The 12,632-nt window shown below is 45.6% G+C and carries 10 protein-coding genes; 9 read left to right on the top strand and 1 reads right to left on the bottom strand.

Features of this window, described 5'->3' with window-relative positions; genetic code table 11:
• Positions 1-48 precede the first annotated feature (48 nt).
• The 7 genes from mreC to tldD are packed head-to-tail and all read left to right on the top strand — an operon-like array spanning position 49 to position 9,650.
• Entirely contained in the window at positions 49-936 is an 888-nt protein-coding gene (gene mreC / locus AACT18_RS09165) for a rod shape-determining protein MreC (RefSeq protein ID WP_013857873.1), read from the top strand.
• Complete coding sequence (gene mreD / locus AACT18_RS09160) at positions 926-1,414, top strand: rod shape-determining protein MreD (protein WP_013857872.1); 489 nt, start codon at positions 926-928, stop codon at positions 1,412-1,414. The genes mreC and mreD overlap by 11 nt, the downstream gene beginning before the upstream one ends.
• Complete coding sequence (locus tag AACT18_RS09155) at positions 1,411-1,977, top strand: Maf family protein (RefSeq protein WP_094125127.1); 567 nt, start codon at positions 1,411-1,413, stop codon at positions 1,975-1,977. Before mreD ends, AACT18_RS09155 begins: the two co-directional genes overlap by 4 nt.
• Positions 1,978-1,999: 22 nt before the next feature.
• Positions 2,000-3,469: a ribonuclease G gene (gene rng / locus AACT18_RS09150; RefSeq protein WP_094125128.1), complete on the top strand. Its 1,470-nt coding sequence runs from the start codon at positions 2,000-2,002 to the stop codon at positions 3,467-3,469.
• Positions 3,470-3,479: 10 nt separating this feature from the next.
• Positions 3,480-7,364, top strand: coding sequence for a YhdP family protein (locus tag AACT18_RS09145; RefSeq protein ID WP_094125129.1), 3,885 nt, complete (start codon positions 3,480-3,482; stop codon positions 7,362-7,364).
• A 10-nt stretch (positions 7,365-7,374) separates the two neighbouring features.
• Positions 7,375-8,208 (top strand): carbon-nitrogen hydrolase family protein, encoded by an 834-nt coding sequence (locus AACT18_RS09140; protein WP_094125130.1) that lies wholly within the window; start codon positions 7,375-7,377, stop codon positions 8,206-8,208.
• The gene (gene tldD, locus AACT18_RS09135) at positions 8,205-9,650 is read left to right on the top strand and encodes a metalloprotease TldD (protein WP_094125131.1); all 1,446 of its coding nucleotides are present in this window, start codon (positions 8,205-8,207) and stop codon (positions 9,648-9,650) included. The genes AACT18_RS09140 and tldD overlap by 4 nt, the downstream gene beginning before the upstream one ends.
• Before the next feature lie 117 nt (positions 9,651-9,767).
• On the opposite strand, the gene arcA is transcribed toward tldD, so the two are convergent.
• Entirely contained in the window at positions 9,768-10,988 is a 1,221-nt protein-coding gene (gene arcA / locus AACT18_RS09130) for an arginine deiminase (protein ID WP_094143627.1), read from the bottom strand.
• A gap of 688 nt (positions 10,989-11,676) precedes the next feature.
• Here arcA and rraB point away from each other — a divergent pair.
• Together rraB and tnpA are read left to right on the top strand one after the other, a co-directional pair.
• On the top strand, positions 11,677-12,102 hold the full coding sequence (gene rraB / locus AACT18_RS09125) for a ribonuclease E inhibitor RraB (RefSeq protein WP_094143629.1): 426 nt from the start codon (positions 11,677-11,679) through the stop codon (positions 12,100-12,102).
• A 196-nt stretch (positions 12,103-12,298) separates the two neighbouring features.
• Positions 12,299-12,632: IS200/IS605 family transposase (tnpA, locus tag AACT18_RS09120; protein ID WP_094146653.1), on the top strand; the 334-nt coding region annotated here is incomplete at its 3' end.

Below are 12,632 nucleotides of genomic sequence, written 5' to 3'. Positions count from 1 at the left end.
CTTTGGGAGCCGTAAAGCTCCCATCATGACATCTAGGATTTTTATAGAATGAAGCCAATATTTGGTCGAGGACCATCTCTTCAGCTACGTCTCTTTTTTGCCGTGATTTTATCAGCCAGTCTTATGCTGGCTGATAGTCGTTTAGGTGCTTTTTCCAACGTTCGTTTTTTTCTTAATAGCTTAGTGGCTCCCATTCAATACATGGCGGATTTACCGCGCAGCATGTTTGATGATCTGTATGAGCGATTCGCCACTCATCAAAAACTGATTGAATCGAATCAACGTTTAAAACGAGAAGCGATCACCTTGAAAAGTGATTTGATCTTGTTTGATCAATACCGCGAAGAGAACCAACGGTTACGTAAATTGCTTGGATCTTCTTTTGTTCGTGATGAAAAGAAGGTTGTCACTGAGGTGATGGCGGTCGATACCTCACCTTATCGTCATCAAGTTGTGATTGATAAAGGGCGAACGGATGGCGTTTACGAAGGGCAACCCGTTATCAACGACAAAGGTATTGTTGGCCAAGTGACTTTTGTGGCGGCGCATAACAGCCGGGTGTTGTTGCTGACTGACACCAATAGTGCGATTCCAGTGCAAATTATTCGTAATGATATTCGAGTGATTGCTTCAGGGAATGGCCAGGTGGATCGTATTCAATTGGAACACATTCCCACCAGCACCGATATTGAAGTGGGCGATTTGCTCGTCACATCAGGTTTAGGGGGCGTATATCCTGAAGGTTATCCTGTCGCACACGTTTCGGTGGTCGACAAAGATACCCAGCGTGAATTTGCGTCGATCACCGCCGATCCCGTGGTGGATTTTGATCGTCTACGCTATTTGCTGTTGATCTGGCCTAACGAAGATAGGCAGCAGAAAGTATTGCAAGTTACGCCAGAGAAAATGTTAGAGGAAGCAACCGATGGCCAGTAGTGTCGTGAAAAGTAAATTGGTGATTGGTGCATCATTTCTCTTTGCTCTGGTTTTACAAACTATCCCTTGGCCGGGTGAGCTGGATCTACTGCGCCCATCGTGGTTACTGCTGGTGACATGCTATTGGGTTTTAGCGTTGCCGCATCGAGTCAACGTAGGGTCGGCTTTGATCCTTGGTTTGTTATGGGATCTGCTGCTTGGTTCAACATTGGGCATTCGTGGCATGATGATGGCCATTGTTGTCTACTTAGTGGCGATTAACTTCTTAGTGCTGCGTAATATGGCGTTATGGCAACAAGCCGTAATCATTGGCGTGTTATCTATGTTGCTTGAAGTGCTGATCTTCTGCGGCGAATATTTAATTCAAGATGTGACATTTAACCCGCTCTCGCTATGGGTTGGTATGATCAATTGCATATTATGGCCTTGGATGTTCCTACTGCTTCGTCGTGTGCGACGCCACTGGCACCTTAGATGATGAATAAAAAAATTGTATTAGCTTCTGGCTCGCCAAGAAGACGAGAGTTACTGACTCAACTGGGTTATCAGTTTGATATTGTGGTGCCCAACGTTGAAGAGTGCCGTAATGAGCATGAAGCCCCAGCAGCGTATGTTGAACGTTTATCACGTGATAAGGCACTGGCTGGTGTTGCTTTATCCAACCCTGCTTCGATAGTTATTGGGTCTGATACCATAGTCGTGCAAGGTGAAACAGTACTTGAAAAACCTGCTGATTTTGCTCAAGCACAACAGATGTTACGCAGCTTATCTGGTACAAAACATCAAGTGATGACAGCCGTAACCGTAGCAACACATGATCATTCTAAATCCGTCGTGGTAACGACGGATGTATGGTTTAAACCTTTGTCAGATGAAGAAATAGAACAATATTGGCAATCGGGTGAACCTTGCGATAAGGCTGGCAGTTATGGCATTCAAGGATTGGGTGGACGATTTGTAACGAAGATCGAAGGCAGCTATTACGCTGTTGTAGGATTACCATTATTCGAAACTGACCAGCTCTTGCACGAATTTATATAATTAAAAACATTGAGGTGTACTCATGAGTGCAGAGTTGCTACTAAACGTCACCCCGAGTGAAACTCGAGTGGCGATGATTGAAGGCGGAATTCTTCAAGAGGTCCACATTGAGCGAGAAGCGAAACGCGGCATTGTGGGCAATATTTACAAAGGAAAAGTCAGCCGAGTTCTTCCCGGAATGCAGGCCGCCTTTGTCGATATTGGTTTAGACAAGGCCGCTTTTCTTCACGCTTCTGACATTGTTCCTCATACTGAATGTGTGGCTGAGAACGAAAAACAGCAGTTTCAAGTTCGTGATATTTCAGAGCTAGTTCGTCAAGGCCAAGATATCGTGGTGCAAGTGGTCAAAGATCCATTAGGCACTAAAGGCGCCCGTTTAACGACAGATATTACCCTACCTTCGCGCTATCTCGTTTTTATGCCCGGCGCAAGTCATGTTGGTGTCTCACAACGCATTGAAAGTGAATCAGAGCGTGATCGTCTCAAAAAAGTCGTGGCTCATTATTGTGATGAGCACGGTGGGTTCATTATTCGTACCGCCGCTGAAGGGGCTGATGAGAAAGAGCTTTCACAAGATGCCGCCTTTCTTAAACGGCTATGGCTGAAAGTGTTGGAGCGTCGAGTTAAATACAAAACACGCTCGACACTGTATGGCGAATTGGGTTTAGCTCAGCGTATTTTACGAGATTTTGTCGGCACCGATTTGACGCGGATCTTAGTCGATTCGCGCCTTGAATTTGAGAACCTCAAAGAGTTCACCTCAGAGTTTGTGCCTGAGTTAACCGATAAGCTTGAACTGTATGAAGGTGACAAGCCTATTTTTGATATGTACGACACCGAAAACGAGGTTCAGCGTTCTCTTGAGCGTAAAGTGGAGCTCAAGTCTGGTGGATACCTTATCATCGACCAAACCGAAGCCATGACCACGATTGATATCAATACTGGCGCATTTGTTGGCCGTCGTAACCTCGAAGAAACCATTTTTAATACCAATGTTGAAGCGACCCAAGCCATTGCCCGTCAGTTACGTTTGCGCAACTTAGGGGGCATCATCATTATTGATTTTATCGATATGATGTCTGAAGAGCACCGTAAGCGAGTGCTCAACTCCTTAGATGCCGCCCTGGTTAAAGATCGCGTCAAAACGAATATTAATGGTTTTACGCAGTTAGGCTTGGTGGAGATGACGCGTAAGCGCACCCGTGAAAGTATTGAACACGTGTTATGTTCAAGTTGTCCAACCTGTGAAGGCCGCGGCAGTGTGAAAACCGTTGAAACCGTCTGTTTCGAAATCTTACGTGAAATCACGCGTGTCAACCGTGCTTACGATGCGGATAAATTTGTGGTTTACGCATCCCCTGCGGTGGCAGAAACCTTGCAAGGTGATGAGTCTCATGCTCTTGCTGAGTTGGAAGTGTTTATTGGAAAAGAAGTGCGTATCCAAGCGGAGCCACTTTATATTCAAGAACAATTTGACGTTGTGATGATGTAGTAGGGCTTTTGTGATCTCAACTTTTACGCGCCTTTGGCGAATAGTATTGTGGTTTATCGTTAGCGTACTAGTGGTGCTGGCTGTTACTGTCACCACCTTGCGTGTGTTTTTGCCACAAATGAATCGTTTCCAAGGCGAAATACAAACGTTGATCAACCAAAATTCAGGTTTTGAATTTGAATTAAGTGAGGTCACTGGTTTTTGGCGTAATACTCACCCGTCAATTGCACTTAAGGGGCTAAAAGCAAAGCTACCTGATGGATCGCAAATTCACTTTTCTGCGCAGCAAATCGATGTTGAATTTGACCTCATTCAGTCAATACTGCAAATGCAACCTGTGGTCGCGGATCTCAGTATTCATCAACTCAAATTGGATATTCGCTCGGTAAACTGGCTTGATCTACAGGCTGAAGATAACCAACAGAGCCGCACACAAGGCAATGTCATTCAACGTTTAGACAACCTACTGTTGCGGCAATTGGATGATTTTGCGCTACTCGACTCGACGGTTTTCTATCAATCTGTCGCGGGGGAGATTCGCCAGTTAGATATTGAACGTCTTCGGTGGAAAAATAACGCTCAGCAACATAAAGCTGAAGGCGTGGTGAGCATCGCTGATACCAGTATTAACTCTCTGTTAGTGAGTGCTAACTTTGAAGATCATGGTTCACTACGCGATATTTCAGGTCGCTTCTATGTTAGCGCTGACAATATCAAAATAAACCCGTGGTTGACTCGTTATCTCAAAGACGAAACCGGCATTAAGAAAGGACAGGTGAGTTTTAATGCATGGCTGACCTTAGAACATAACCAACCCAAAGATAGCTATGTCGAACTTAAGCCCTCTGAACTGGTTTGGGGTGAAGAGCGTCAGCATGAACTGTTGTTAGAGTCGGGAATCATCAAACTGTTACCTATTGAACAAGGATGGCAAGTTAACGCTTACTCACTTCAGTTGCGCACGGATGACGAAGTGTGGCCTAAACTTGATGTCGCGTTTGAATGGCAACCGACGCAATGGCGTTTGAACTTGTCGCAGTTAGACATAAAAACTTTGCTTCCCTTTGTGAAAATGATGCCCGATTCCAGCAAAACGAACGAGCTTTTGCAGCAATTGGATTTTGGGGGCACCCTAGAAGATATTCGGCTCAGCAAAGGAGATAGCCTGCAATCGCTTCGTTATTCTGCCGAACTCAGTGATGGCGCCATGGCGCAATGGCAGTTATTGCCACAAGTACACCATCTCAAAGCCTCCATTGCAGGTAGCATGGAGAGTGCCCGCGCCAAAGTAACGCTGATTGATGACGTGTTACCTTATGGTGATGTTTTCCAAGCACCATTGAATATTCGTCAAGGTGAAGCCGATGTTGTGTGGCAAAAGCAAGACGATGGCTGGTCATTGTGGGCCAGTAAAGTGACTGCGGCGACGCCTGACTTACAAGTGCTTGGATCATTTCGTCTCGATTTTCCTGAAAAACGCAGCCCTTTACTTTCATTTTATGCGGAAGCGGACTTATACAATGCAGGTGAAACTTGGCGTTATTTGCCCACCTTAGCATTGGGGCGCAAGTTAACAGACTATCTCTCTACTGCGATTCAAGGCGGTAAAGCCAACACTGCTAAACTGCTTTGGTATGGTGAACTTGGCGATTTTCCCTACCAACAAAACAATGGTGTATTCCAAGCTTGGGTTGGTTTAAAAGAGGCGAAATTTAGTTTTGATACGGCGTGGCCGCCGATCACCAATTTGCAACTCGATCTGCTGTTTGAAAACGATGCGATGTACCTTGATTCACACTCTGCGACCTTAATGGATGTCACTGCCCAGCGGATCACAGGGCGAATACCTGAGCTAGCCGAAGGTGGACACATCGAAATCGAAGCCAGTGCAACAGCCCAAGGCAATGCCGTACGCGACTATATGACCTCAACGCCTTTAGTGGATTCGGTGGGAGCGGCGTTAACGGCGATCCAAGTCAGTGGCGAAGTGCAATCTGAATTTCAGCTTCGTATTCCTTTTGATAGTGAACAGGAACCCCGAGCATGGGGTTGGGCGAATTTAAATAATAACCACGTGGAAATTGATGCACCGCCAATGGTGCTTGAGGGTGTCTCTGGCAAAATTGAATTTGATAATGACGTTGTGACGGCAGCCGGTTTGTCGGCTGATCTGCTGACTCAACCGATCGCGATTGATTTTAAAGGTGAAAATGCCAGCCAAGGTTACGCGGTGAATATTGATGTGGTGGGAGACTGGGATATTAAACCCCTGACGCCTTTTGTCGGTGAGCGTTGGCTAAACCGTTTAAAAGGGCATGCTCCTTGGCAAATGGGCGTTGATATTCAGCTCAATGATGTCGGTTTCACTTATCAAATCGACACCTTAGCCGATTTAAAAATGGTAGAAAGTGATTACCCTTACCCGCTAAAAAAAGCCTTCAACGTGGCAGGCAAAGCCCACTTGCAAGCGTCGGGTAACCAAGAGTCGATCACCGCTCGTCTACAATTACCACAAGCGAAATACCAAGCTGAAATCGATATCACATCGAAAAAACCACGCCTGACGGCCACCAATCTCATAGTAGGGAGCGGCAATTTCAAAATCAGTCCAGTGGTTGGCCACCATGCGCAGATCCGCAGCGATACCTTTAATTTGGATGAATGGTTGAGTTTGGCCAACGAGCCTCAGCCGAAGAAAAAATCAGCTCTAGCGGAGATGAATACTCCCGAGATCCCACCACCAGAGAGAGTGGACATCAACGTCAAAGCACTTCTACTAGCGGGAATTGAATGGCACGATGTTGATTTTAATGCCAGACGTAAAAATCTCGGTTGGTACGCACAGCTCGAGAGCCAAGAAGCAAAAGGTCAAGCGAGTTATATTGAACCTTATGATTTGTCCGTCTCGCTTGAACGTTTGCACGTTTACATTCCTGAGCTGGAGGACAGCTCCAAAAAATCACTGTTGGTTGATCAAGATCGCCAGTCTGAGCCGCTTATTACTGGTTTTGACCGACAGTTTCATCGATTGGTGCCAAACTTAACTTTGGCCATTGATGATCTTTGGTTGCAGGGTTACAAGGTGGGCAAGATGAATATGGACTTCCAACGGCAAGGTGATACTTTGCAATGGAAGAAGATTGATATCAGTAGTGGTTCAAACCAAGTGACTATCAATGGTGCTTGGACGTTGAATAAAGACGCACAAGGTGATGAGCGTAGCCATACTCAACTGAATCTCACCATGAAAGGTGACAATAATAGCGATTTGATGGAGCGCTTTGGCATCAGCTCCGGTATCCAAAGAGCGCCATTTGAAATGTCGAGTCAAACCGAATGGGATGGCGCGCCTTGGTCAATGAAGATCGACAGCTTAGAAGGCAAGATAGAGACGACTATGGGTAAAGGTGTCGTTTCTGATGTCAGCGGTGCCGCTCGTTTACTCGGATTATTCAGTTTAGATTCCATTATCCGTAAAATGCAGCTCGATTTTAGTGACGTGTTTGATAAAGGAATGGCCTTTAACTCAATTACGGGCAGTGGTGAAATTTCGCAAGGGATTTTTGTTACCAACAACATCAAAATGGATGCTGTTGCCGGTGAAATGACCATTAAAGGCTTAGCGGATCTCAATAGCCGTACTGTTGATGCTGAGGTGAATTTTGTACCAGACATCACATCAGGAATTCCCGTCTTGACGGCTTTTGCGGTGACACCGCAAACAGCGCTGTATGTCCTAGCTATTACGACCGTGATTGCACCTGTGGTTGAGGTCTTTACACAAGTCAACTATGAGGTTAAAGGACCAATTAATTCACCGGTTGTTAAAGAGCTTTCACGTAGTAGGGGCGAGTTTAAATTGCCAGAAAAGTTGAGAAAATTGACTGAAAAATAGGGAAGTAGGCATGGATCGCGTTGGACTTATTCAAATGACGTCAAGCTCTGAACCTGCGCAGAATTTGGCCTATATCGAACAGCTAGTGTCACTACTTGTGGCGCAAGGTGCGAAGTGGATTGTCACGCCGGAAAATGCACTGGTGTTTGGCACGCGACAACAGTACCACCAACATGCCGAGCCATTGGGGCAAGGGCCCTTGCAGAGCCAATTGGCTGCTATGGCTCGCTTTCATCGGGTGTGGCTGTTGGTGGGCAGCATGCCTATCCGTCGTGAGGTTGGGGTAACGACTACCTCCTTGCTGTTTGATGCCAATGGCGATCTTGTCGCGCACTACGACAAATTACACATGTTTGATGTAGATGTCGCTGACGGCCACCAGCGCTATCGAGAATCGGAAACTTTTACCTGCGGCACAAAGCTGAGTGTTGCGTCGACACCATTTGGTCAAATTGGCCTTTCCATCTGCTATGATGTGCGCTTTCCGCACCTCTATTCCCAATTAAGAGTGCAGGGTGCTCAGATATTAGTGGTTCCTGCGGCCTTTACGGCGGTGACCGGAAAGGCACATTGGGAAGTCTTGTTAAGAGCCCGAGCGATAGAGAATCAGTGTTGGATTGTTGCGGTTGGGCAAACTGGGCTTCATCCATGTGGGCGCGAGACATGGGGTCATTCGATGGTCATCAGCCCGTGGGGTGAGGTTATTGCAAGCTTAAACCAGCAAGTGGGGAATTTAGTCGCCGATATTGACTTGGCTTACGTTGAGCAAGTTCGACAAAAAATGCCCATTGCTGCACACACCCGATTCACCAATCAGTTTATAGATAATAAGAGCAAACTATGAGTATTAACCGCATTGAAGATGCACTATTAAAACCTGCAGGATTAACCGAGCAAGATATTGCGGATACACTAGCGACAATTGCCACTCGTCAAATTGATTATGCCGATATCTATTTTCAGTCGAGCTGGCATGAATCTTTAGTGCTCGAAGACAGCATTATTAAAGACGGCTCATTTAATATCGATTGCGGTGTTGGTGTGCGTGCCATCACAGGTGAAAAAACGGGTTTTGCTTATTCAGATCAAATCCAATTAGAAGGTTTGAAACAGAGTGCAATAGCCGCACGAGGCATTGCGCAGCAAGGCAAACGTGGTTGTGTTCAAGCCTTTAAACGTAGCGATAATCAAGCCTATTATGCGGCGGATAACCCACTAGCCAGTTGGGAAAAAAAGCAAAAAACAGAATTACTGCAAGAGCTGGATGCTTACATTCGTACCAAAGAGCCGTTGATCCAAGAAGTCTCGGTGAGCTTAAGTGGTGTGCATGAACAGATGTTAGTTGCTGCAACCGATGGGACTTACGCAGGCGATATCCGCCCGTTGGTCCGTTTGTCGATCAGCGTGTTAGCACAAAAAGGTGATCGCCGCGAGCGAGGCAGCTCTGGCGGTGGTGGTCGTTTTGGTTATGACTTTTTCCTCACCGAACAAGATGGCCGTAAAGTTGCGTTTCAGTTTGCCGATGAAGCTATCCGACAAGCCTTAGTCAACCTTGAAGCTGTCGCAGCTCCCGCTGGCGCGATGCCTGTTGTGCTTGGTTCTGGTTGGCCGGGCGTCTTGCTTCACGAAGCGGTAGGGCATGGCTTAGAAGGTGATTTTAACCGCAAAGGATCTTCTGTTTTCTCCGGTAAAATTGGCCAGAAAGTAACCTCAACGCTTTGTACGATTGTTGACGATGGCACGTTGAAAGATCTGCGTGGCTCGCTCAATGTCGACGATGAAGGTGTCAATGGTCAATACAACACCTTAATTGAAAATGGCGTGTTGAAAGGCTACATACAAGACAAACTCAACGCACGTTTGATGGGGGTGAACCCTACGGGTAATGGGCGTCGTGAATCGTACGCACATTTACCGATGCCGCGCATGACCAACACTTACATGTTGCCGGGTGAACATACGCCAGAAGAGATCATTTCAACAGTGAAGAAAGGCGTTTATGCGCCCAACTTTGGCGGTGGACAAGTGGATATCACCTCGGGTAAATTTGTGTTCTCTGCCTCTGAAGCCTATATGATTGAAAACGGAAAAATTACTTATCCAATCAAAGGTGCAACCTTGATCGGTTCTGGCATTGAGGCAATGCAACAAGTCTCGATGGTGGGTAACGATTTGAGCCTTGATCGCGGCGTTGGAGTGTGCGGTAAAGCAGGACAAAGTGTGCCTGTTGGAGTAGGGCAACCTACGCTTAAGCTAGATTCGCTCACTGTTGGTGGCACCGAATAACGTTGTTACTCGCTCAGAGCTGACGTGGTTTGTATCGCGCAGTGTAAGCAAATAAAAAGCGGCGTTTTGATGCGCCGCTTTTTTATCTCTTTTATTCACTGCGTTGAATTGAAAAGGTTAAATATCATCTCGCTCGATCGGGCAGCTCATGCAGCGCGCGCCGCCTCGGCCTCGGCCGAGTTCATTGCCGGGGATGGTTAATACTTTGATGCCCGCCTTATCGTATTTCTCGTTAGTGTAGACATTGCGCTCGTAGCCAATCACAACTCCGGGTTTAACCGTTAGCACGTTGTTGGCGTCATTCCATTGCTCACGCTCAGCCTCATAGCTATCACCACCAGTGGTGATGATTTTGAGTTTGTCCAAACCTAACGCGCGTTCAATCGCATTAACATAACTTGGCATTGAATCGACGTTCATCCCGCCATCGCCTTTCGGCGTTAAACGCCATGTTTCTAAATCATGACGCATAATTTCGGGGTAAACAGAAAAGGTGTCGACATCCATATGTGTCATCACCGTATCTAAATGCATACAGGAGCGGTGTTTAGGCAGGTTAACGGCAATCACCTCTTTGGCCTGCCCATGTTTAAATAAACTCGCAGCAAAATTTTCTACCCCTTGCACCGTCGTGCGTTCGGAAATACCAATCAACACTGCACCTTTACCGATCACCAGTACGTCGCCCCCTTCAATATTGGCATTATCGTAGTGTAGATCTTCATCACCAAAATACTTGATAAAATTCTCTCCTGCAAATACAGGATGCCAACGATAAATGGCGCGTAAATGGTTGGTTTCACGTTGGCGTGCTGGTTTCATCATCGGATTAAGTGATACGCCGCCATACACCCAACAAGAGGTATCGCGGGTAAAGAGATGATTAGGCAACGGTTCAATCACAAAATCTAACGGACGATGCATTTTAGGTAGCATCGAAGAGGAGTGGATGGGCAGTTCGGAATAAGCAAGACCACCGAGTAGCAGAGTGGCGAGGTGTTCGTTATCCATGTCAGCTAAATAGCAGCGCAGATCGAGCGCCAAAGTGGGACCATAGCGAAAATCAGAAATTTGCGTATCGAGCAACCACGCTTTGGCATCGGCAACGGCTAAGGTTTCGACTAAGAGATCATGCAACAACAGCACTTCAACATCTTGGTCCTTCAATGTGTTGGCAAAGGCATCATGCTCTTTTCCTGCATCTTCTACGGCAAGCACATCATCAAATAACAGTTCATGACAGTTCGACGGTGTGAGATGAGTTAAGGCACGCTCTGGCCGATTGAGTAATACTCGGCGCAGTTGCCCAACTTCAGATCCAACGTACAGCTTATTCATTTTGTATCCCTACTCTTCTATTTCTCATGTTCTTTATGACAAGCTTAAGCGAACGATGCAAGTCTACTTAGTGGTGATATTAGCTGTTATTTTGTGAACTTATAGTTGTGTATGCTTTAAAGTGTGCACTTATTAAAAAATAACTCCAAAACCAGCCAAATAAGCCTAATAACGACAAAGTGCTTTGTTATGCGTTTTTGGCTCAGAGGAGGGTGAATTAAGCATGAAGAATAAGTGATTTTCTATGCGCTTATTTACATAAAAAGTGCATAATGCGGGCAGGTTTAACCAAAGCGACCTTTTTTGCTATGCATGAATGTTTGATAAACAGGCAGTTTAATGCGGTGAAAGAGCAAATCATCAGGCAGATAATCTACTGAATTAGCAAAATGAAAATAAATTGTTAAATTAAAGTGTTTTTTATTTGATCTGTACTTGATTGAGCAGTGATCCTTTAGAAAGATAAAGATCGCGGTACGTTGTTGGTGGCAATTTTAGGCGAACCATGCCATATTTCGTCGAAATTCATTTATACCCTTCCGACGTGAAGTTGCAGCGGTGCTGGCTACGTTTGCTCACCCCAGTCACATAGTTTATCTATGTTCATGGGGATGAACTTAATTGCCGCCTATCTGCAACGCCAAGTTGATGGAGTATAGTCTACATTTAGCCAAATCTGGAGCACCTTATGTCTCAACCTCAGCAAGATGACTACGTATCCGTTGAAGAGTTAATCGAAATTCAAAAAGAAGATACTCGCGACATCATTCAAGCCCTGCTCGAAGATGGCAGTGATCCAGATGCGTTATATGAGATAGAGCACCACCTATTTGCTGAAGATTTTGACACGCTAGAAAAAGCGGTTGTTGAAGCCTTTAAAATGGGCTTTGAAGTGCTTGAAGCAGAAGAAACAGAAGATGAAGACGGCAATAAACTATTGTGCTGTGACGCGACTATGCAATCGGTACTGAAGGCCGAAGCGATCGATGAACAGGCAGTGAAGCTTATTCAACTTGCTGAAAAATATGACATTATTTACGACGGATGGGGCACTTACTACGAAGGTGAAGATGCGCTATACGACGATGAAGAAGATGAAGACGACCAAGAGTGATTAGGCGTTATTTACCTTGATGTGAGATACCAGCCCTTTGGCTGGTATTTTTTTGTATCGAGAAAACCCCCAGCTAGGCTGGGGGTTCCGTAAAGCTTACAGCTATAAGTCAGTTATATAACCCCTTTCAATTTGATAAAAACGTCTTGTGGTCTGGCAACTGCAAGAGTTAATTAAGAATTGAAAGGGGGTCCCAATGGGGGACGAAAAGAGCTTAGCGCACACGCGATGGAATTGTAAATATCATGTAGTTTTTGCACCTAAGTACCGAAGGCAGGTGTTCTATGGTGAGAAACGAAGGGCAGTAGGCGAGATACTTAGAAAACTATGTGAATGGAAAAGTGTGAATATTATTGAAGCGGAGTGCTGCGTAGATCATATTCATATGCTTTTAGAAATACCACCGAAGATGAGTGTTTCATCATTTATGGGGTATTTGAAAGGAAAAAGTAGCCTGATGCTATATGAGCGATTTGGAGATTTGAAGTTCAAGTACAGGAATCGAGAATTTTGGTGTCGAGGGTATTATG

The sequence above is a fragment of the Vibrio sp. V04_P4A5T148 genome (genome assembly GCF_963875605.1).
GTDB classification, from domain to species: domain Bacteria; phylum Pseudomonadota; class Gammaproteobacteria; order Enterobacterales; family Vibrionaceae; genus Vibrio; species Vibrio anguillarum.
Note: the sequence above shows the minus strand (reverse complement) of the source record. Positions and strands in the feature narration are given on the sequence as shown.